This is a genomic window from Streptomyces caatingaensis, assembly GCF_001187435.1.
GTDB classification, from domain to species: Bacteria; Actinomycetota; Actinomycetes; order Streptomycetales; family Streptomycetaceae; genus Streptomyces; species Streptomyces caatingaensis.
Genome location: NZ_LFXA01000011.1, coordinates 289,199 through 310,705, shown reverse-complemented (window position 1 = coordinate 310,705; position 21,507 = coordinate 289,199). Strand labels below are relative to the sequence as shown.

The 21,507-nt window shown below is 73.5% G+C and carries 20 protein-coding genes; 3 read left to right on the top strand and 17 right to left on the bottom strand.

What is annotated here, in order from left to right:
- Positions 1-83 precede the first annotated feature (83 nt).
- The 7 genes from truB to rimP all read right to left on the bottom strand — a co-directional run bounded on the left by truB (position 84) and on the right by rimP (position 7,035).
- Entirely contained in the window at positions 84-986 is a 903-nt protein-coding gene (truB, locus tag AC230_RS18880; RefSeq protein ID WP_049717442.1) for a tRNA pseudouridine(55) synthase TruB, read from the bottom strand.
- On the bottom strand, positions 986-1,426 hold the full coding sequence (gene rbfA / locus AC230_RS18875; RefSeq protein WP_049717441.1) for a 30S ribosome-binding factor RbfA: 441 nt from the start codon (positions 1,424-1,426) through the stop codon (positions 986-988). Before rbfA ends, truB begins: the two co-directional genes overlap by 1 nt.
- Before the next feature lie 22 nt (positions 1,427-1,448).
- Positions 1,449-1,745: a DUF503 domain-containing protein gene (locus AC230_RS18870; RefSeq protein ID WP_049717440.1), complete on the bottom strand. Its 297-nt coding sequence runs from the start codon at positions 1,743-1,745 to the stop codon at positions 1,449-1,451.
- Between the two features lie 138 nt (positions 1,746-1,883).
- On the bottom strand, positions 1,884-4,880 hold the full coding sequence (infB, locus tag AC230_RS18865) for a translation initiation factor IF-2 (RefSeq protein WP_049717439.1): 2,997 nt from the start codon (positions 4,878-4,880) through the stop codon (positions 1,884-1,886).
- A 172-nt stretch (positions 4,881-5,052) separates the two neighbouring features.
- A complete protein-coding gene (locus tag AC230_RS18860) occupies positions 5,053-5,358 on the bottom strand; it encodes a YlxR family protein (RefSeq protein WP_078871367.1) in 306 nt (101 codons plus the stop codon).
- Between the two features lie 157 nt (positions 5,359-5,515).
- Complete coding sequence (nusA, locus tag AC230_RS18855) at positions 5,516-6,508, bottom strand: transcription termination factor NusA (protein ID WP_049717437.1); 993 nt, start codon at positions 6,506-6,508, stop codon at positions 5,516-5,518.
- Positions 6,509-6,510: 2 nt separating this feature from the next.
- A complete protein-coding gene (gene rimP / locus AC230_RS18850) occupies positions 6,511-7,035 on the bottom strand; it encodes a ribosome maturation factor RimP (RefSeq protein ID WP_049717436.1) in 525 nt (174 codons plus the stop codon).
- A 180-nt stretch (positions 7,036-7,215) separates the two neighbouring features.
- Between rimP and AC230_RS18845 the strand changes: the two genes are divergently transcribed.
- From AC230_RS18845 to AC230_RS18835, 3 genes are read left to right on the top strand one after another with little or no spacing between them, the layout of a single operon-like run.
- Complete coding sequence (locus AC230_RS18845) at positions 7,216-7,716, top strand: hypothetical protein (protein WP_049717435.1); 501 nt, start codon at positions 7,216-7,218, stop codon at positions 7,714-7,716.
- Positions 7,713-8,159, top strand: a complete 447-nt coding sequence (locus AC230_RS18840; RefSeq protein WP_049717434.1) for a DUF4439 domain-containing protein — start codon at positions 7,713-7,715, stop codon at positions 8,157-8,159. The genes AC230_RS18845 and AC230_RS18840 overlap by 4 nt, the downstream gene beginning before the upstream one ends.
- 28 nt (positions 8,160-8,187) lie before the next feature.
- Entirely contained in the window at positions 8,188-9,078 is an 891-nt protein-coding gene (locus AC230_RS18835) for an aminoglycoside phosphotransferase family protein (protein WP_049717433.1), read from the top strand.
- A gap of 92 nt (positions 9,079-9,170) precedes the next feature.
- Here AC230_RS18835 and AC230_RS18830 read toward each other — a convergent pair whose 3' ends face one another.
- The 10 genes from AC230_RS18830 to AC230_RS18785 form a co-directional block, all read right to left on the bottom strand.
- A complete protein-coding gene (locus AC230_RS18830; RefSeq protein WP_049717432.1) occupies positions 9,171-10,868 on the bottom strand; it encodes a proline--tRNA ligase in 1,698 nt (565 codons plus the stop codon).
- A 42-nt stretch (positions 10,869-10,910) separates the two neighbouring features.
- Positions 10,911-11,444, bottom strand: coding sequence for a GNAT family N-acetyltransferase (locus AC230_RS18825; RefSeq protein WP_049717431.1), 534 nt, complete (start codon positions 11,442-11,444; stop codon positions 10,911-10,913).
- A 41-nt stretch (positions 11,445-11,485) separates the two neighbouring features.
- Positions 11,486-12,331, bottom strand: a complete 846-nt coding sequence (locus AC230_RS18820) for a GNAT family N-acetyltransferase (protein WP_049717430.1) — start codon at positions 12,329-12,331, stop codon at positions 11,486-11,488.
- Positions 12,332-12,525: 194 nt separating this feature from the next.
- Positions 12,526-13,689: a flavodoxin-dependent (E)-4-hydroxy-3-methylbut-2-enyl-diphosphate synthase gene (gene ispG, locus AC230_RS18815; RefSeq protein ID WP_049717429.1), complete on the bottom strand. Its 1,164-nt coding sequence runs from the start codon at positions 13,687-13,689 to the stop codon at positions 12,526-12,528.
- Between the two features lie 174 nt (positions 13,690-13,863).
- On the bottom strand, positions 13,864-15,165 hold the full coding sequence (locus AC230_RS18810; protein ID WP_049717428.1) for a M50 family metallopeptidase: 1,302 nt from the start codon (positions 15,163-15,165) through the stop codon (positions 13,864-13,866).
- A complete protein-coding gene (dxr, locus tag AC230_RS18805; RefSeq protein WP_049717427.1) occupies positions 15,162-16,421 on the bottom strand; it encodes a 1-deoxy-D-xylulose-5-phosphate reductoisomerase in 1,260 nt (419 codons plus the stop codon). The genes AC230_RS18810 and dxr overlap by 4 nt, the downstream gene beginning before the upstream one ends.
- A 219-nt stretch (positions 16,422-16,640) precedes the next feature.
- Positions 16,641-18,575: an acyl-CoA dehydrogenase family protein gene (locus AC230_RS18800; RefSeq protein ID WP_049717426.1), complete on the bottom strand. Its 1,935-nt coding sequence runs from the start codon at positions 18,573-18,575 to the stop codon at positions 16,641-16,643.
- A gap of 158 nt (positions 18,576-18,733) precedes the next feature.
- Positions 18,734-19,525: a response regulator gene (locus AC230_RS18795; protein WP_241833274.1), complete on the bottom strand. Its 792-nt coding sequence runs from the start codon at positions 19,523-19,525 to the stop codon at positions 18,734-18,736.
- 57 nt (positions 19,526-19,582) lie between these two features.
- Entirely contained in the window at positions 19,583-19,954 is a 372-nt protein-coding gene (locus AC230_RS18790) for a sensor histidine kinase (RefSeq protein ID WP_049717425.1), read from the bottom strand.
- A 95-nt stretch (positions 19,955-20,049) separates the two neighbouring features.
- Complete coding sequence (locus AC230_RS18785) at positions 20,050-21,504, bottom strand: aldehyde dehydrogenase family protein (RefSeq protein WP_049717424.1); 1,455 nt, start codon at positions 21,502-21,504, stop codon at positions 20,050-20,052.
- Positions 21,505-21,507 lie beyond the last annotated feature (3 nt).

Genomic DNA, 21,507 nt, shown 5'->3' with positions numbered 1-21,507 from the left:
CAGATGGATAGGGAGGAAGAGGGGGCGTGGAGCGGGGAGCGGGGTGCGCGCGCCCCGCCCCACGGAGCCGGCGGACGGGCGGGTCAGCCGAAGACGGCGAGGCTCTTGGCCCGGCCGCCCTGGTTCTCGACCAGCGCGAGGAAGCGGCCGTCGGGCCCGAAGGCGGCGATCGGCCCGCTGCCCTCGAAGAGCGGCAGCCGGACGCGGACGCCGTTGCCCAGCAGCCTGGCCTGCTCCGCGGTCACGTCCCAGCGGCGGAACGCGGCCGCGGCGGCCTCGGCCACGGGCATCACGGTCAGCTCCTCCTGGAGCTTGTCGAGGGTGTGCGCGTCGGAGATCCGGTAGGGGCCGACGCGGGTGCGGCGCAGCGCCGTGAGGTGGCCCCCGACGCCGGTGTCCGCGCCCAGGTCGCGGGCGAGCGCGCGGACGTAGGTGCCGGAGGAGCAGACGACGGAGACCAGCAGGTCCTGCACCGGGGTGCCGTCCCCGGCCTCGGCCGGGTGGACGGCGTGCACGGTGAAGGAGGAGACCGTCACCGGGCGGGCGGGGATCTCGAAGTCCTCGCCCTCCCGCGCCCGCTTGTAGGAGCGCTTGCCGTCGATCTTGATGGCGCTGACCTTGGACGGGACCTGCATGATGTCCCCGGTCAGCTTGGCGACGCCGGCGTCGATCGCCTCGCGGGTGACCGCGGAGGCGTCGGCGGACGAGGTGACCTCGCCCTCGGCGTCGTCCGTCACGGTGTTCTGCCCGAGACGGATGGTGGCCACGTACTCCTTCTCGGTCAGCGCGAGGTGACCGAGGAGCTTGGTGGCCCGCTCGACGCCGAGGACGAGCACACCGGTCGCCATCGGGTCGAGCGTCCCCGCGTGGCCGACGCGGCGGGTCCTCGCGATGCCGCGCATCTTGGCGACCACGTCGTGCGAGGTGAAACCGGCCGGCTTGTCGACGATGACCAGGCCGTCCGGGGTGCTGGGGGTGCGGTTCATCAGGCGGTCGTGTCCTCGTCGCCCGGCTTGCGGTAGGGGTCGGCCTCGCCCGCGTAGTCCTTGCCGGAGGACGCCTGGCGCACCTGCGCGTCCGAGGCGCGGGCGCGGTCGAGGAGGTCCTCGATGGTCCGGGCGTTCTCCGGCAGGGCGTCCGCCACGAAGGTCAGGGTCGGCGTGAACTTGGTGCCGGCCGCCTTCCCGACCGCCGAGCGCAGCAGGCCCTTGGCGCTCTCCAGCCCGGCGGCCGCGCTGGCCCGGTCCTCGTCGTCGCCGTAGACCGTGTAGAAGACCGTCGCCTCCCGCAGGTCGCCGGTGACCCGGGTGTCCGTGATGGTCACGTGCGTACCGAGGCGCGGGTCCTTGATTCCGCGCTGCAGCTTCTGGGCGACCACCTCCCGGATGAGGTCCGCCAGCTTCTTCGCCCGAGCGTTGTCGGCCACTGGTCCGTCTCCTTCTTGATGTTCAGTCGTCGTGCTCGCCGTGGAACCGCCGCCGCGCGGACAGCAGGTCCACTTCCGGACGTGCGGCGACCCAGCGCTCGCAGCGGTCCAACAGGTCCGTGAGGTGCGCCATGTCGCCGGAGACCGCCGCGAGGCCGATGACGGCCCTGCGGTAGAGGTCCTGGTCGCCGACCTCCGCCACGCTCACCGCGTACTTGCGGTGCAGCTCGGCGACGATCGGGCGGACGACGGAGCGCTTCTCCTTCAGCGACCGGACGTCGCCGAGGAGGAGGTCGAAGGACAGTGTCCCTACGTACATGTGGTGCGGGTTTTCATGCCACCCGTGGGGCCGTGGGGATCCGTGATGCGTACGGCTCATTCGAAACCGTACACGCAACGGCCGGGGCCGATCGACGGGATATCGCACCCGCCGACCGGCCCCGGGAAGCTGCGGTGATCAGCCTCGCGGCTTCTCGCGCATCTCGTACGTCGCGATGACGTCGTCGACCTTGATGTCGTTGAAGTTTCCGAGGTTGATACCGCCCTCGAAGCCCTCGCGGATCTCGGTGACGTCGTCCTTGAAGCGACGCAGACCGACGATGGTGAGGTCCTCGGCCACGACCTTGCCGTCGCGGATGAGGCGCGCCTTGGTGTTGCGCTTGACCTCGCCGGAGCGGATGAGGACACCCGCGATGTTGCCCAGCTTGGACGAGCGGAAGATCTCGCGGATCTCCGCCGTACCGAGTTCGACCTCTTCGTACTCCGGCTTCAGCATGCCCTTGAGGGCCGCCTCGATCTCCTCGATCGCCTGGTAGATGACCGAGTAGTACCGGACGTCGACGCCCTCGCGCTCGGCCATCTGCGTGGCACGGCCCTCGGCGCGGACGTTGAAGCCGATGACGATCGCGTCGGAGCCGGACGCCAGGTTGATGTCCGTCTCGGTGACCGCACCCACGCCGCGGTGCAGCACGCGGATGTCGACCTCCTCGCCCACGTCGAGCTGGAGCAGCGAGGACTCCAGGGCCTCGACCGAACCGGACGCGTCGCCCTTGATGATGAGGTTGAGCTGCTGGACCTCGCCGGCCTTGAGCACCTTGTCGAGGTCCTCGAGGGACACCCGGCGGGTGCGCTTGGCGAAGGTGGCGTTGCGCTCGCGCGCCGCGCGCTTCTCGGCGATCTGGCGGGCCGTGCGGTCCTCGTCGACGACGAGGAAGTTGTCGCCGGCGCCCGGGACGTTGGTCAGACCCATGACGAGGACCGGGGTCGAGGGACCCGCCTCCTCGACGTTCTGGCCCTTGTCGTCGAGCATGGCGCGGACGCGGCCGTACGCGTCACCGGCGACCATCGTGTCGCCGACGCGGAGGGTACCGCGCTGGACGAGGACGGTGGCGACGGCGCCGCGGCCGCGGTCGAGGTGGGCCTCGATCGCGATGCCCTGCGCGTCCTGCTCCGGGTTGGCCCGCAGGTCGAGGGCGGCGTCCGCGGTGAGGACGACGGCCTCGAGCAGCTTGTCGATGTTCAGACCCTGCTTGGCGGAGATGTCGACGAACATCGTGTCGCCGCCGTACTCCTCGGCCACCAGGCCGTACTCGGTCAGCTGACCGCGCACCTTGGTCGGGTCGGCACCCTCGACGTCGATCTTGTTGACCGCGACCACGATCGGCACGTCGGCCGCCTTGGCGTGGTTCAGGGCCTCGACCGTCTGCGGCATGACGCCGTCGTTGGCGGCCACCACGAGGATCGCGATGTCGGTCGACTTCGCACCGCGGGCACGCATGGCGGTGAACGCCTCGTGACCCGGGGTGTCGATGAAGGTGATCCGGCGCTCTTCCTCGTTGACCTCGGTCGCGACCTGGTAGGCACCGATGTGCTGGGTGATGCCGCCGGCCTCGCCCGCGACCACGTTGGTCTTGCGGATCGCGTCCAGCAGTCGCGTCTTTCCGTGGTCGACGTGACCCATGACGGTGACCACCGGCGGACGCGGGGCCAGGAACTCCTCGCCGCCCTCGTCCTCGCCGAACTCGATGTCGAAGGACTCGAGCAGCTCGCGGTCCTCCTCCTCGGGGCTGACGATCTGAACGGTGTAGTTCATCTCGTCGCCGAGGAGCTGCAGCGTCTCGTCGGAGACGGACTGGGTGGCCGTCACCATCTCGCCGAGGTTCATCATCACGGCGACGAGCGACGCCGGGTTGGCGTTGATCTTCTCCGCGAAGTCGGTGAGGGAGGCGCCGCGGGAGAGACGGATGGTCTCGCCGTTGCCGCGCGGGAGCATCACGCCGCCCACGGACGGGGCCTGCATGGCCTCGTACTCCTGGCGACGCTGACGCTTGGACTTGCGGCCGCGACGGGCCGGACCGCCGGGACGGCCGAAGGCGCCCTGCGTGCCGCCACGGGCACCCGGGCCGCCGGGACGGCCGCCGAAGCCCGGACGGCCGCCGCCGAAGCCGCCGCCACCGGGACCGCCGCCACCGGGACGGCCGGCGAAGCCGCCGCCGCCCGGACGACCGCCGCCGCCCGGACCGGCCGGACGGCCGGCGAAGCCGGGACGACCGCCGCCGGGACGGCCGGCGCCACCGGGACGGCCGGCACCGCCGGGGCCCGGACGCGGGCCGGCGGCCGGACGCTGCGGCATCATGCCGGGGTTCGGACGGTTGCCCGCCGGGCCGGGACGCGGGGCGCCGCCGGGAGCCTGCGGACGGGGCATGCCGCCGGGCGTCGGGCGCGGGCCCTGGCCCTGCGGACGCGGACCGCCGGCGGGACCGCCCTGCGGACGCGGGGCGCCCGGGCCGGCCTGGCCGCCGGGACGCGGGCCGCCGGGACGCGGGGCCTGCGGGCGGGCCATGCCGGTGGAGCCACCGGAGGTGAAGGGGTTGTTGCCCGGACGGGGGCCGGCCGGACGGGCGCCGGGACGCGGGCCCTGGCCCTGCGGGCGCGGGGCGCCGGGGCGGCCGCCGTCACGCTGCTGGCCGGCCGGACCCGGACGGGGGCCGGACGGACGCGGGCCGGGGGTCGCGCCGGGGCGCGGCGCGGGCTGGCTCGGGGCCGGGGCGGAGAACTCCGCGGCGGGCACCGGGGCGGCCGGGCCGGGCTTGGCCGGGGCGGCCGGACCGGGCTTGGGGCCGGGGCGCGGGCCCGGGGTGGGCGCGGCGCCGGAGGACTTGGGGGTGGGGGCCGCGGCCGGCTTGGGGGCCGGGGCGGCGGGCCGGGGGGCGCCCGGAGTGGGCGCGGCCGGCTTCGCGGGGGCCGCCTTGCGCGGCGCCGCGGGCTTGGCAGCGGACTTGCCGGCGTTGCCGCCGGGCCCCTGCAGCGCGTCAGTCAACTTACGGACGACCGGCGCCTCGATCGTCGAGGACGCCGAACGGACGAATTCACCAAGTTCTTGGAGCTTGGCCATGACGACCTTGCTCTCCACTCCGAACTCCTTGGCGAGTTCGTATACCCGGACCTTAGCCACTTCGCTCCTTCTAGGTCCGGGTTGTCAACCGGACCGTCGCTACTTCATGGGCGTACTCATCGCGTACTCATCGAGTGCTCATCGCAATCTCGACCTACTTCCGACTCGCGAGGTACCTGACAGCACGGATACCCGTGCCTGGGACATCCCCGCTGACGCGGGGTCTAACTCTTCACCGGCCGATCTGCCCGATCCGCCCGTTCTGCTCGGCCCGCTCGACATATCGCCGCAGCTCCGCGGTGTCGAGCGGCCCCGGGACCCGGAAGGCCCGGGGGAACGCCCGGCGGCGGACCGCCAGGTCGAGACAGACCAGTGTGGGGTGCACGGAGGCACCCCGGCCGGGCAGCGTACCGCGAGGATCGGGGACGCAGGCGCCCTCGGTCATCACGATCCGCAGCAGATCGCCCTTGGCCGCTCGCTCCCGGCACCCCACACAGGTGCGTTCAGGGCATGCGCGGGCATGCGTCCGGCCAGACACTGATTAAGTCTACCTCCCCGAGCCGACCGCACCCCTTGGGGGGACGGATCGGCGATGTCCACTTCTTGACCACGCCGGGAGCGGCCAGGGGCGCGGAACCGCGGAACCCTCCGGCTCCGCTCCCGTGCGCCCCCGGCCGCTCCCGTGCGCCGCCGGATTACTCCGGCTTGTCCTGCTGCTCGGTGTCCGGCCGGATGTCGATCCGCCAGCCGGTGAGCCGCGCGGCGAGCCGGGCGTTCTGCCCCTCCTTGCCGATGGCGAGGGAGAGCTGGTAGTCGGGCACGGTCACCCGGGCCGAGCGGGCGGCGAGGTCCACGATCTCGACCTTGCTGACCCGCGCCGGGGACAGCGCGTGCGCCACGAGCTCGGCGGGGTCGTCCGACCAGTCGACGATGTCGATCTTCTCGCCGTTGAGCTCGGCCATGACGTTGCGGACGCGGCCGCCCATCGGGCCGATGCAGGCGCCCTTGGCGTTCAGCCCGGAACGGGTCGACCGGACGGCGATCTTGGTGCGGTGGCCGGCCTCGCGGGCGATGGCGGCGATCTCCACCGAGCCGTCGGCGATCTCCGGCACCTCCAGGGCGAAGAGCTTCTTCACCAGGTTCGGGTGGGTGCGCGAGAGGGTCACGGACGGGCCGCGGACACCCTTGGCCACCCGCACGACATAGGTGCGCAGCCGGGTGCCGTGGGTGTACTCCTCGCCGGGCACCTGCTCCTGCACCGGCAGGATGGCCTCCAGCTTGCCGATGTCCACCAGGACGTTCTTGGGGTCCTTGCCCTGCTGGACGACGCCCGCGACGACGTCGCCCTCGCGGCCGGCGAACTCACCGAAAGTGATCTCGTCCTCGGCGTCGCGCAGACGCTGGAGGATGACCTGCTTCGCGGTGGTCGCGGCGATCCGGCCGAAGCCGGAGGGGGTGTCGTCGAACTCCTTGGGCTCCTCGCCCTCGGCGAGGTCCTGCGGGTCCTCCTTGGCCCACACCGTCACATGACCGGTCTCCCGGTCGAGCACCACACGGGCCCGGCGGCGGCTTCCCTCGGTGCGGTGGTAGGCGATGAGGAGGGCCGACTCGATCGCCTCGACCAGCAGGTCGAAGGAGATCTCCTTCTCTCGCACCAGACCCCGCAGGGCACTCATGTCGATGTCCACGGCTACGCCTCCTCTTGGCTCTCGTCGGTCCCGGCTGCGGCCGTCGCGGCCCCCGGGCGGTTGAACTCGATCTCCACTCGGGCCTTCGCGATGTCCGCGAACGCCAGGCGGCGCGCTGTGGGCCTGCGGCCCTTGACGCCGGGGACCTCCAGGTCGAGCCCCTCGTCGTCCACGGCCACGATCCGCGCGACCAGCTCACCGCCCTCGGTGAGCTGCGCCTTGATCAGCCGGCCGGTGGCACGCACATAGTGCCGGTGCTGCGTCAGAGGGCGGTCGGCGCCGGGCGAGGTGACCTCCAGGACGTAGGGGGCACCGCCCATCACGTCCGTCTCGTCGAGCTTCTGGGAGATCTCGCGGCTCAGCTCCGCGCACGCGTCCAGCTGGACGCCCTCGTCGGAATCCACCACGACCCGCAGCACACGGCGCTTGCCGGCCGGTGTCACTTCGACCTCTTCCAGATCCAGCTCCCGTGCGCTGACGAGAGGGGCGAGCAGCTCGCGCAGCCGCTCGCTCTGGGTGGTGCTCATCCGGGTGACTCCTCGGCCGCGTGTGCTGTTGTGGGAAAGTCGCGTGTCAGGTCAAAGCCTATCTGTTCCGGCAGCCGACTGACGATTCGGTGCCTCGTCCGTGCCGCCCCGCGCCACGCCGGTACGCTCGCGTCCGGTGATCATGCCGTGGTCACCAGGGGAGACGGCGGAAAGAGGAACGTGGCGCTCACGAGGACGGCGCGGGCCGGCGACGGTCCGCGCAGACGGACGCTGCTGGCGGGGGGCGCGGCGGCACTGCTCGCCACCGGGTGCTCCGGCGGACACGACCGCGCGGCGGACGACCGCGCCCGCGCCGGCGAACGGCTGCGCGCCCGCGCGGCCCACGACTCGGCGGCGCTGCTGGCCGCCTACGACGCGACGCTCGCCGCGCACGCCGGCCTCGCCGGGCGGCTGCGTCCGCTGCGGGCGGAAGTGGCCCGGCACGCCGAGGCGTTCGGCTCCGCGACGCCGGCCGCGTCCCCGTCCGCGGCCCCCGCGCCGGCCCCGTCCGTCCCCCGGGACGAGCGGTCCGCGCTCGCCGCGCTCGCCGACGCCGAGCGCCGCACCGCCGACGGCCGGGCCGCGGCCCTCGCCTCCGCGCCTCCCGAACTCGCCCGCCTGCTCGCCTCGGTGGCCGCCGCGGGCGCCGCGCACGCCTACCTGCTGGGGGTGGCGGCGTGACGGACCGCTCCCCCGCGCTGACCGCCGCCCAGGCCGCGCTGGCCGCCGAGCACGCCGCCGTGTACGGGTACGGGGTCGTCGGCGCCCGTGTCGACGAGGACCGCGCCAAGGAGGCCCGCGAGGCGTACGAGGCGCACCGCGCCCGCCGGGACGCCATGCGGCGCGCCGTCCACGACCTGGGCGGCACCCCGGCGGCGGCCGCCCCCGCGTACGCCCTGCCGTTCCCCGTGCCGGACGCGGCCGCGGCCGTCCGGCTGGCCGCCGAGCTGGAGAGCCGGGTGGCGGCCGTCTACGCCGACCTCGTCCCGGCGGCCCGGGGCGGCCTGCGCACCGAGGCGGCGGCCGCGCTGCGCGAGGCGGCGGTGCGGGCGGTCCGTTGGCGCGGCGCTGGCGTAGCCTTCCCTGGGCTCACCGAGCGGACTTCCCCCACGGCGCGGCCCTGACCAGCAAGAACGAAAGGGCAGCACAGGGATGGGCCACGCGGACGACCGCCTCGGACCGCCGGCGCGGCTGATGCGCGCGGCAGGAGCGACGGGGGGCGCGCGGCAGTGGCTCGCCCGCCTCCCGATGACCGCTCAGGAGTACCTGGACCGCTGGGAGTTGACACCCGAACGGGTGCAGACGCCGGGGGGACGCTCCAGCATGGCCGTCCTCGTCCACCAGGCCGACGGCACCCCGGCCGTGCTCAAGCTCGCCCTCCCCGACGGCCGGGCCGCGGCCGAACTCACCGCGCTGGAGCACTGGAACGGCCTGGGCGCCGTGCGGGTCCTGCGGGCCGAGCCGGAGGCGGGGGCGCTGCTGCTGGAGCGGCTGCACGGGGACGTGAGCCTGCGCTCCCTGCCGGAGCAGAAGGCGCTGCTGGAGGCGTCGGCGACGCTCCAGCGGCTCTGGGTCGCGCCGCCGCCGTCCGCCCTGCCGTCCGTCGCGGACCGCACCGCGGCCCAGGCCGACGGCCTGCGGGCCTCGGCCTGGGCCGCGGAGACGGCCGGGCCGCTCGTGGCCGAGGCGCTGGAGCTGCGCGACGCCCTCGCCCCCGGCCCCGGCGAACCGGCGGTCCTCCTCCACGGCGACTACCGCCAGGGCAAGGTCCTCGCCGGCGACCGCACGCCCTGGCTGGCGATCTCGCCCCGCCCCCTCGTCGGGGAGCGGGCGTACGACCTGGCCTGGCTGGTCCGCGACCGCGCGGACACCCTCCTCGCCTCCCCGGGCGCGGCCGCCATCCTCCGCCGCCGCATCGCCAAGCTGGCGGATTCGCTGGAGGTGGAGCGGGAGCGCCTGCGGGGGTGGGCGCTCTTCCGGGCGGTGGAGGCGGGCGTCCGCGAGCGGAGCGAGCCGCTGCTGGAGTTCGCGGCGCTGCTGTAGCGCGCCACGAGGGTTGCTCTCCCCGCCCCGCCCCTTCCCGTTTCCGCAGCAGCACGCTGCGCGCGCTGTCCTGGATCGGGCGCGTCGGGGGCTCAACCCGCCGTAAGGCGCGCCACCGCCTCCTCCACCGTCAGCTCCTCCCCCGCCCCCGACCGACGGTCCCGCAGCTCGACGCGCCCCCGGGCCGCCCCGCGCCCGACGATCAACAACGTCGGCACCCCCATGAGCTCCGCATCCGCGAACTTCACCCCGGCCGAAACCCCACCCCGGTCGTCGACCAGCACCCGAACCCCCGCATCCGCGAGCAACGCCGCCACGTCCAGGGCGAGTTCGAGAACCTCCCCACCCTTCCCCGCCGCGACGACATGGACATCCGCCGGAGCGACCTCGCGCGGCCAGCACAGCCCGCGCTCGTCGTGCGTCTGCTCGGCGAGCGCGGCGACGGCGCGCGAGACGCCGATGCCGTAGGAGCCCATGGTGACGCGCACCGGCCTGCCCTCCGGCCCGAGGACGTCCAGCCCGAACGCGTCCGCGTACTTGCGGCCCAGCCGGAAGATGTGGCCGACCTCGATGGCCCGGCCGAGCTCCAGCCCGGCACCACAGGCCGGGCAGGGATCGCCGGGCTCGACGACGACCACGTCCACGTACCGGTCGACCGTGAAGTCGCGCCCGCAGACGACGTCCCGCACGTGCGTGTCCGGCTTGTTGGCACCGGTGATCCAGGCGGTGCCCGGGGCCACCCGCGGGTCGGCGTAGTAGGGCACGTCCAGCCCCTGCGGGCCGACGTAGCCGCGTACCAGCTCCGGGCGGCCGGCGAAGTCGTCCGCGGTCACCAGCTCCACCTCCGCGGGGGCGAGGTGCGCGGCGAGCCGGCCGAGGTCCACCTCGCGGTCGCCGGGGACGCCGACGGCCGCGATCTCGCCGTCGATCCTGACGAGGACGTTCTTGAGGATGGCCGAGGCGGGCACGTCCAGGTGCGCGGCGAGCGTCTCGATGGTGGGCGTCGCGGGGGTGTCCAGTTCGCACGGCGCCGGGTGGACGGCCTGCGCGGGCGGCTCGACGGCCGCGGTCACCGCCTCCGTGTTGGCCGCGTACGCGCACCGCGGGCAGTCCGCGAAGGTGTCCTCCCCGGCCGCCGCCGGGGCGAGGAACTCCTCGGAGGCCGAGCCGCCCATCGCGCCCGAGACGGCCGAGACGATCCGGTGGTCCAGGCCGAGCCGCTCGAAGATCCGTACGTACGCCTCCCGGTGGAGGCGGTACGACTCGGCCAGCCCCTCGTCGGTGACGTCGAAGGAGTACGCGTCCTTCATCAGGAACTCGCGGCCGCGCAGCACGCCGGAGCGGGGCCGCGCCTCGTCGCGGTACTTGTTCTGGACCTGGTAGAGGATGACCGGCAGGTCCTTGTACGAGGTGCACTGGTCCTTGACGGTGAGGGTGAAGATCTCCTCGTGCGTGGGACCGAGCAGGTACTCGGCGCCCTTGCGGTCCCGGAGGCGGAAGAGGAGGTCGCCGTAGTCCTTCCAGCGCCCGCTGGCCTCGTAGGGCTCCCTGGGCAGCAGCGCGGGCAGCAGGACCTCCTGCCCGCCGATGGCGTCCATCTCCTCGCGCACCACCCGCGCGACGTTGTCCAGCAAGCGCTTGCCCAGGGGCAGCCACGTCCAGACGCCGGCGGCGGTCCGGCGGACGTAGCCGGCGCGGACCAGCAGCCGGTGGCTGGCGGTCTCGGCGTCGGCCGGGTCGTCGCGGAGGGTCTTGAGGAGGAGGGTGGACAGGCGCTGGACACGGGTCATGCGCGGAGGTTAGCGGCGGCCCCGGCCGCTCCTCATCCCATTTCAGCCCGACAACGGCAGCTCCGCCCCCATCACCACGTACGGGCTGGCCGCGCTCGGGAAGACCACCTGCCGCGCCAGGTCCCGGTACCCCAGCTTCCGGTACAGCGCGCGGGCCGGGCTCTCCGCGTCGATCGCGGAGAGGATGGAGCGGGGTTCGGCGGCTCCGGCGGTGAGGGCGGTGATGAGGGAGCGGCCGATGCGGCGGTTCTGGAAGGCGGGGTGGACGTGGAGTTCGGTGATCACGAAGGCGTCGTCGAGCCAGTCCTCGTGCCCGGTCGCCCTCAGGTACGGCTCGACGACGGTGGACCACCAGTGGCGGCGGTCGTTGGGCATGCCGTAGACGAAGCCGACGAGCCGTCCGCTGTCCGTCGTCGCCCCGAGGGCCCGGGCGCCGGGGCTGGTGAGGTGGCGGAGCACGATGTGGCGCCGGACGCCGACCTCCTCGGCGCTGAGGCCGAAGGCCAGTGCCTGTACGGCCAGCGCGTCGTCCACGCGCGCGGCGAGGTCGAGCGGCCCGACCACGATGTCATCCATGACCGGAGGCTACCCGGCCGGCAGGCTCCGGCGGACCCGGGTCAGAACAGCACGCTCATGAACGCGCCGTCCTCCACGAAGCCCACCCGCCGGTACGCCGCCCGGGCCGCGGTGTTGTAGTCGTTGACGTAGAGGCTGGCGACGGGGGCGACGTCGCGCAGGGCGTAGCGCAGGACGGCGGCCATGCCGGTGACGGAGAGACCGCGGCCGCGGTGCTCGGGGGCGACCCAGACGCCCTGGATCTGGCAGGCGCGGTCGGTGGCGGCGCCGATCTCGGCCTTGAAGACGACGCGGCCGTCCTCGATGCGGGCGAACGAGCGGCCGGAGCCGACGAGTTCGGCGACGCGCGCCTGGTACAGGAGGCCGCCGTCGCCGGCGAGCGGGGAGATGCCGACCTCTTCGGTGAACATGGCGACGCAGGCCGGAAGAATCGTTTCCATCTCGTCCTTGCGGACGCGGCGGACATACGGGTCGGGCTCGACGTCCGCCGGGAGGGTCCGGGTGACCATCAGCGGCTGGTGGGAGCGGACCTCGCGGGCCGGGCCCCAGTGCGGTTCCAGGAGCGACCAGAGGTCGGCGGTGGGGCCGGCGGGGCCGACGATGGAGGAGCAGCGGCGTCCGGCACGGCGGGCGCGGTCGGCGAAGGCGCGGACGGCATCGGGGCCGGCGCAGATGGGGACGAGGTTGGCGCCGGCGTAGCAGAGCGATTCGAGGCGGCCGTCCGCGTACCAGCCCCACATCTCGCCGCCGAGCCGCCAGGGGTCGAGCCCGGCGACCTGGACGCGGGCGGCGACGAAGGCGTTGGCCACCGGCTCGCGGTCGAGGACGGCGAGGGCGGCGTCGAGTTCGCCGGGCTCGAGGACCTTGGTGGTGGTCGTCGTCAGCACGTGTGGAGTTGCCTCACCGTCGCGGCCGGAGGCCGGGGAATGGGGGTTCTGGCGGGGGGCGGTGGTCCCCCGGGGCAGACACAGTACCTCTCCGCTCCCGCGGCGGGCCCCTCCGTGGCGGGGACATGACGCTGTCCCCGCCGGGGGTGGCGTGATTGCCGCGTGGGGCCCGCCCCTGGCCCGGGCCCGTTCCGTTACTTGTCGCCGGTGGCGACGACGGTCGGCGTGCCGGAGGGGACGCCGTCCTTCTCCATCTGCGCGGCGATCTTGCGGGCTTCCTCGATGAGGGTCTCGACGATCTTCGATTCGGGGACGGTCTTGATGACCTCGCCCTTCACGAAGATCTGCCCCTTGCCGTTGCCCGAGGCCACGCCGAGGTCCGCCTCGCGCGCCTCGCCCGGGCCGTTGACGACGCAGCCCATGACGGCCACGCGCAGCGGCACCTCCATGCCCTCCAGCCCGGCGGTGACCTCGTCGGCCAGCTTGTAGACGTCCACCTGGGCGCGGCCGCAGGACGGGCAGGAGACGATCTCCAGGCGGCGCTGGCGGAGGTTGAGCGACTCCAGGATCTGGATGCCGACCTTGACCTCCTCCGCCGGCGGGGCGGAGAGGGAGACGCGGATGGTGTCGCCGATGCCCTCGGAGAGCAGGGCGCCGAAGGCGACGGCGGACTTGATGGTGCCCTGGAAGGCGGGTCCGGCCTCGGTGACGCCCAGGTGCAGCGGGTAGTCGCACCGGGCGGCGAGCTGGCGGTAGGCGTTGACCATCACGACCGGGTCGTTGTGCTTGACCGAGATCTTGATGTCGCGGAAGCCGTGCTCCTCGAAGAGCGACGCCTCCCACAGCGCGGACTCGACGAGGGCCTCCGGGGTGGCCTTGCCGTACTTCTGGAGCAGGCGCTTGTCGAGGGAGCCGGCGTTCACGCCGATGCGGATCGGGGTGCCGGCCTCGGAGGCCGCCTTCGCGATCTCCTTGACCTTGTCGTCGAACTGCTTGATGTTCCCCGGGTTCACCCGGACCGCCGCGCAGCCCGCGTCGATCGCCGCGAACACGTACTTCGGCTGGAAGTGGATGTCCGCGATCACCGGGATCTGCGACTTCGCCGCGATCACCTTCAGCGCGTCCGCGTCGTCCTGCGTCGGACACGCCACCCGCACGATCTGGCAGCCCGACGCCGTCAGCTCCGCGATCTGCTGCAGCGTCGCGCCGATGTCCGACGTCCGCGTCGTCGTCATGGACTGCACGGACACGGGGGCGTCGCCTCCGACGGCCACGGAACCGACCTGGATCTTGCGGCTGACCCTGCGGTCGGCGAGCTTGGTCGGAACGGACGGCATTCCCAGCGAAATCGCAGTCATCTGGCGAGCAACCCCAAGGTCTGAATCATGGTCCCGAGATCGGCGGGCCCCGAGCATCCGAGGTTACGGCAAGCGATCCCCCCTGAGCACATCACGCCTCGAACACCACACGAACGTGAGGCGGCCGGACACGGAACGTGTCCGGCCGCCCCCGCCCGCGTCCCGGCCCGCCGGTCAGGTCAGACGCACGGGGTTGACCACGTCGGCGACGAGCACCAGCAGCGTGAAGCAGATGAAGACGCCCGCCACGACATAGGCGACCGGCATCAGCTTGGCCACGTCGAAGGGGCCCGGGTCGGGCCGGCGGAAGACCTTGGCGACGCCCCGCCGCAGCGACTCCCACAGCGCCCCCGCGATGTGCCCGCCGTCCAGCGGCAGCAGCGGCAGCATGTTGAAGAGGAACAGCGACAGGTTGAAGCCCGCCAGCAGCAGCAGCATCGTCGCGACCTGCTGGGACGGCGGGATGTCGAGGTTGAACACCTCTCCGCCGACCCGGGCGGCGCCGACGACGCCCATCGGGGAGTCGGCCTTGCGCTCGCCGCCGTCGAAGGCCGCGTTCCACAGGTCGGGGATCTTGGCCGGCAGGCTGACCAGCGACTCCACGCCGGACTGGACCATGTCCCCCATGCGGTCCACGGACTGCCCGAAGGACTGCGGGACGACGCCGCGGGCGGGCGCGAAGCCCAGGAAGCCGGCCGTGACGTACTCGCCGCGGACCGGGTTGCCCTTGCCGTCGTACTTCTGGACCTGGTTCTCGATCAGGTTCGCGTGCAGGTCGATGCGCCTGCCGTCGCGCTCGACGGTGATCGTCGCCGGGCCGGTGGTCCTGCGGATGTCCCGCTGGATCGCCTTCCAGTCCGGCGTGGGCTCGCCGTTGAAGGCGACGATCTTGTCCTTGGGCTTGAGGCCCGCCGCGTTGGCCGGCGACTTCGGGGCGTCCTTGGGGCAGGTGTCCGTGGGGGACGACGCCTTGACCACGCAGTCCTGGACGGAGCTGACCTGGGTGGTCTCGGTGCTGATGCCGAAGGTCATCAGGATGCCGAAGAACAGCGCCACGGCCAGCACCAGGTTCATGAACGGCCCGGCGAACATCACGATCACGCGCTTCCAGGGCTTGCGCGTGTAGAACAGCCGCGACTCGTCGCCGGGCTGCAGCTCCTCGAACGCCGCCGACCGGGCGTCCTCGATCATGCCGCGCCAGGGGGAGGTGGAGCGCGCCGCGATCTTCCCGTCCTCGCCGGGCGGGAACATGCCGATCATGCGGATGTAGCCGCCGAGCGGGACGGCCTTGATGCCGTACTCGGTGTCGCCCTTCTTCCGCGAGAACAGCGTCGGCCCGAAGCCGACCATGTACTGCGGGACCCGGATGCCGAACAGCTTGGCGGTGGAGAGGTGGCCCAGCTCGTGCCAGGCGATGGAGAAGAGCAGGCCCACCACGAAGACGACTATCCCGAGGACCGTCATCAGTGTCGTCATGCGCGGGCCTCCGAGGTCGTTCCGGCCGTGCGGGCCGCCAGTTCGCGGGCGCGGGTGCGGGCCCAGGTCTCCGCCTCCAGGACGTCCGGGAGCGTCAGGGAGGTTCCCGCGGCGGGGCTCCCGTGCTCGGCGACGACCTCGGCGACCGTGTCCACGATCCCATTGAACGGCAGCTTGCCGGCGAGGAACGCGTCCACGCACTCCTCGTTGGCGGCGTTGAAGACCGCCGGTGCCGTGCCGCCGAGGGTGCCGACGTGCCGGGCCAGGGCGACCGAGGGGAACGCCTCCTCGTCCAGCGGGAAGAACTCCCAGGTGGACGCCTTCGACCAGTCGAACGCCGGGGCCGCGTCCGGCACCCGCTCCGGCCAGCCGAGGCCGATCGCGATCGGGCCGCGCATGTCCGGCGGCGTCGCCTGGGCCAGCGTGGAGCCGTCCGTGAACTCCACCATCGAGTGCACATAGGACTGCGGGTGGACGACGACCTCGATCCGGTCGAAGGGGATGTCGTAGAGCAGGTGCGCCTCGATGACCTCCAGGCCCTTGTTGACCAGCGTCGCCGAGTTGACGGTGATCACCGGGCCCATGGACCAGGTCGGGTGCGCCAGGGCGTCCGCCGGGGTCACCGCCGCCAGCTCGGCCTTCGTCCGGCCGCGGAACGGGCCGCCGGACGCGGTCACCACCAGCTTGCGGACCTCGGACCGGGCACCGCCCAGCAGCGCCTGGAACAGCGCGGCGTGCTCGGAGTCGACCGGGACGATCTGCCCCGGCTTGGCGACGGCCTTCACCAGCGGGCCGCCGACGATCAGCGACTCCTTGTTGGCCAGCGCCAGCGACCGGCCCGCCTCCAGGGCGGCGAGGGTCGGGGCGAGGCCGATCGAGCCCGTGATGCCGTTGAGGACGGTGTGGCACGGGCCGGCCGCCAGCTCCGTCGCCGCGTCCGGCCCGGCGAGGATCTCGGGGAGCGGCTCGCTCCCGTACCGCTGCCGCAGCGCGTCGCGCAGGGCCCCGGCCTTCTCCCGCCGCGCGATGCCGACCCTGGCCACCCGCAGCCGGTGCGCCTGCTCCGCGAGCAGCTCCACGCGGCCGCCGGCGGCGGACAGGGCCGTCACCGTGAAGCGGTCCGGGTTCCGCAGGACGAGATCGATGGCCTGGGTGCCGATCGAGCCGGTGGAGCCGAGGATGACGATCTCGCGCGGGGTGCCCGGGGGGAGGGGGGCGGCGTAGCGCAGATGGGGGTCAGCGAGGGAGTCGGTCATCCCCCTATTGTTGCCGCACGGCCGGCGGCGCCGGGCGGGCGCCCGGGATTCTCGCCCCGGCGCGGGTGTCCTCAAGCGCCGGACGGGCTGATTCAGCCCGTCCGGCGCTTGAGGACACCCGCGCGGCAGCGCGCGGGAAACCGGGGGTGCCCCCTCTGGGGGAGAAAGGGCGGGGAGGGGCACAGCCGCCCGCGGGGCGAGCCGCACCCGCCCTCCGTCTCAGCCGATCGGCCGGTGGACGTTGTCCGCCTTCGACGGGCCCGGCGTCGCGTCCGCGATCCACGGTCCGTCCCCGCTCGGGTCGAGGATGCCCGCCTCCAGCCACTCGTACGACCCGGACATCACCCGCCCCACCACCTTGCGGTCGACCCCGTCCGTGTTCGTCCACAGGCGCGCGAACAACTCGTCAGCCCGCACCCGCGCCTGCCGGCAGAACGCGTCCGCGAGCTCGTACGCCTCCGCCCCGTGCGCGCCCTGCGAGCGCAGCCGCTCGGCGCGTACACAGGCCGCGCTCATGGCGAAGAGCTCGGCCCCGATGTCCACCACGCGCCCCAGGAAGCCCTGCTTCGTCTCCAGCCGGCCCTGCCACCGCGACATGGCGTAGAACGTGGAGCGCGCGAGCCGGCGCGAGGAGCGTTCGACGTAGCGCAGGTGCCCGGAGAGGTCGCGGCACCCGGTCGGGTGGAACTCGGTGTAGCTGGTGGGCAGTTGGCCGGGGCCGGCGACCAGCTTCGGCAGCCAGCGGGCGTAGAAGCCGCCGGCCCGGGCGCCCGCCCTGGCCTTGTCGCCGAGGGACTTGTCGGGGTCGATGAGGTCGCCGGCGACGGACAGGTGGGCGTCCACCGCCTCCCGCGCGATGAGCAGGTGCATGATCTCGGTCGAGCCCTCGAAGATCCGGTTGATGCGCGCGTCGCGCAGCATCTGCTCGGCGGGGACGGCCCGTTCGCCGCGGGCGGCCAGCGAGGCCGCGCTCTCGTAGCCGCGCCCGCCGCGGATCTGGACGAGTTCGTCGGTCATCAGCCAGGCCATCTCGCTGCCGTAGAGCTTGGCGAGGGCCGCCTCGATGCGGATGTCGTTGCGGTCCTCGTCGGCCATCTGGCTGGAGAGGTCGAGGATGGCCTCCAGCGCGAAGGTCGTGGCGGCGATGAAGGAGATCTTCGAGCCGACGGCCTCGTGCTCGGCGATGGACTTGCCCCACTGCTCCCGGGCCGCGGACCACTCGCGGGAGATCTTCAGACACCACTTCCCGGCGGCGACGCACATCGCGGGGATGGACAGCCGTCCGGTGTTCAGGGTGGTCAGCGCGATCTTCAGGCCGGCGCCCTCGGGGCCGATGCGGTGGGAGGCGGGCACCCGGACCTGGTGGAAGCGGGTGACGCCGTTCTCGATGCCGCGCAGGCCCATGAACGCGTTGCGGTTCTCGACGGTGACGCCCTCGGCGGTGGCCTCGACGACGAAGGCCGTGATGCCGCCCTTGTGCCCCTCGCTCCTCGGCACGCGGGCCATGACGACGAGGAGGTCGGCGACGACGCCGTTGGTCGTCCAGAGCTTGACGCCGTCGAGGACGTAGTCGTCGCCGTCGGGCACGGCCGAGGTGGCCAGCCGCGCCGGGTCGGAGCCGACGTCCGGCTCGGTGAGGAGGAAGGCCGAGATGTCGGTGCGGGCGCAGCGCGGCAGGAAGAGGTCCTTCTGCTCCTCGGTGCCGAAGAGCTTGACCGGCTGGGGGACGCCGATGGACTGGTGGGCGGAGAGCAGCGCGCCGACGACGGGGCTGACGGAGCCCACCAGGGTCAGGGCCTTGTTGTAGTAGACCTGGGTGAGGCCGAGGCCGCCGTACTTGACGTCGATCTTCATGCCGAGGGCGCCGAGCTCCTTGAGCCCGCGCACGGTCTCGTCGGGGATGCGGGCCTCCCGCTCGATGCGGGCGCTGTCGATCCGGGTCTCGCAGAAGTCGCGGAGCCGGGCGAGGAACTCCTCGCCGCGCCGCACGTCGTCGGGCGCGGGCGTCGGGTACGGGTGGATGAGGTCGAGCCGGAACCGGCCGAGGAAGAGCTCCTTGGCGAAGCTGGGCTTCTTCCAGCCCTGCTCGCGGGCCGCCTCGGCGACCTGGCGGGCTTCTCGCTCGGAGACCGGCCGTACGGATGGTGCGGACATGTGGCACCTCGCCGCTCGAGTCGTGGCGGTTGTCCCGGTCTACCGACCGGTGCTACTCGTCCGTATGTACCCGATGCGTGGGGGTGTCTACCAGACCCCGCGCAAGGTTCCGGCCCCCGGCGCCCGGTGCGCGGCAGGGGGCGCGGCGCGGGTGCGGCTCAGCGCCCCGCGCCCGGGGTGACGAGTCCGCTCTCGTAGGCGACGACCACGGCCTGGGCGCGGCTGCACAGGCCGAGCTTGGCCATGGCGCGGTTGAGATGGGTCTTGACGGTGGCCTCGCTGATGAGGAGTTCGCCGGCGATCTCGACGTTCGACAGGCCGCGCCCGGTGTGGAGCAGCACCTCCCGCTCGCGGCCGGTGAGCGCGTCGAGGGCGCCGTCCCGGGCGGGCGCGGGCCCGGCCGGCCGTCCGGCGCGGGTGGTGAACGCCTCGACCAGGCGGCGGGTGACGCTGGGCGAGAAGAGCGTGTCGCCGCCGGCCACGGCCGTGACGGCGGCCGGCAGCCGCTGCGGCCCGGCGTCCTTGAGCAGGAAGCCGGCGGCTCCGGCGCGCAGCGCGGCGTAGACGTACTCGTCGAGGTCGAAGGTGGTGAGGACGAGGACCCGGGGTGCCGGGTCGAGTCCGGCGGCGAGGATGCGCTCGGTGGCGGTGACGCCGCTGAGGCCGGGCATGCGGATGTCCATGAGGACGACGTCCGGGCGGTGGGCGACGGCGAGGTCGACGGCCTCCCGTCCGTCCGCGGCCTCGGCCACGACGGTCATCCCGGGGGCGGCGCGCAGCAGGGCGGCCACGCCGGCGCGGATGAGGACCTGGTCGTCGACGACGAGGACGCGTATCGCGCGCGTCCCGCGGGTGCCGTTCGCCGCCGCCCCGCTTCCCGCCGCGCCGTCCCCCGCCGTACCGCGCTCCTCCGTGCCGTCGTCCTCCGCGCCGTCGTGCCCGCCGGTCATGGTCCGCCCCGTTCCGCGCCGTCCGCGCCGGTTCACCGGTTCACTGGAGGGGGAGGGTCAGCCGGACCTCGAAGCCGCCGTCGGCGCGCGGGCCGGCCACGACCTTTCCCCGTAGATCCTGGCGCGCTCGCGCATGCCCGGCAATCCGTGTCCGCCGGGGGCCGGCGGGTTGACCGGATCGTTTCCCCGCCGTGCGGCCGCGGTCCGGCCGTCGTCGGTGACGCTCAACTCCAGCTCGTACGGCCGGTATTCGACGCGGACGGTGGCACGGGCGGTGCCGGAGTGCTTGATGACGTTCGTCAGCGCCTCCTGGACGACGCGGTACGCGCACAGGTCGGGGCCCGCCGGGAGGGGCCGCCGCTCCCCCGTGACCTCCAGGTCCACGCGGACGCCGGCCGCCCGGACCCGCTCGTCGGTCGGTGTCGGCACCCCGGAACGGTCCACGGGGGGACACAGGGGAGGGACGTGCCGACGGCATGGGGGAGGCAGTGCGCTCCGGGGGCACCGGAGCGCACTGCCGCGCGTCACAGCGCCAGGCCCGTGAGGACGAGCACGCGCTCGTAGGTGTAGTCGTCCATGGCGTAGCGGACGCCCTCGCGGCCGACGCCGGACTGCTTGGCGCCGCCGTACGGCATCTGGTCGGCGCGGTACGACGGGACGTCGCCGATGACGACGCCGCCGGTCTCCAGCGCGCGGTGGGCGCGGAAGGCGGTCTGGAGGTCGTGGGTGAACACGCCCGCCTGGAGCCCGTACGGCGAGTCGTTGACGGCGGCGAAGGCGGCCTCCTCGCCGTCGGCCTTCGACAGGGTGAGGACCGGGCCGAAGACCTCCTCGCGGGCGAGGGTGGTGCCGGCGGGGACGTCGGCCAGGACGGTCGGGGCGTAGGTCGCGCCGTCGCGCTTGCCGCCGGTGAGCAGCGTGGCGCCGGCGGCGACGGCCTCGTCCACCCAGGACTCGACGCGCTTGGCGGCGTCCTCGCTGACCAGCGGGCCGACGTCGGTGGCGGCGTCGGACGGGTCGCCGGTCACCTGGGCCTCGACGGCCGCGACGACCTTGGGCACCAGGCGCTCGTAGAGCGACGCGTCGGCGATGACGCGCTGCACGGAGATGCAGGACTGGCCGCCCTGGTAGTTGGAGAACGTCGCGATGCGCCGGGCGGCCCAGTCGAGGTCCGCCTCGGAGGACCAGTCGGCGAGGACGACGGCCGCGCCGTTGCCGCCGAGCTCCAGGGTGACGTGCTTGCGCGGGGCGGAGTCGAGGATCGACCAGCCGACGGGGCCGGAGCCGGTGAAGGAGATGACCGGCAGCCGCTCGTCCTGAACGAGCCCGGGCATGCGGTCGTTGGGGACGGTCAGCACGCTCCACGAACCGGCGGGCAGCTCGGTCTCGGCCAGCAGCTCGCCGAGGACGAGGGACGAGAGCGGGGTGGCCGGGGCCGGCTTGAGGATGATCGGGGCGCCGACGGCGACGGCGGGCGCGACCTTGTGCGCGGCCAGGTTGAGCGGGAAGTTGAAGGGCGCGATGCCCAGGACGACGCCGCGCGGGAAGCGGCGGGTGAGGGCGAGGCGGCCGGTGGAGCCGGGGTCGGTGTCCAGGCGCTGGGCGTCACCGGCGTTGAACCGGCGGGCCTCCTCGGCGGCCCAGCGGAACACGGAGACCGCGCGGCCGACCTCGCCGCGGGCCCACTTGATCGGCTTGCCGTTCTCGGCGGAGATGAGCCGGGCGATCTCCTCGGTGCGCTCCGTCAGGCGCTTCGCGACGTGGTCGAGGGCGGCGGTGCGGACGTGGGCGGGGGTCGCGGCGAACTCCTCGCGCACGGCGTACGCGGCGGCGACGGCCTCCTCGACCTGCGCCTCGGTCGGCACGGCGACCGTGCCGACGAGGCGGCCGTCCCAGGAGTTGTGGACGTCGAAGGTCTCCTCGCCGGTGGCCTGGCGGCCGGCCAGCCAGAAGGCGTGCGGAGCGGTTGAGGAGGTCATGGG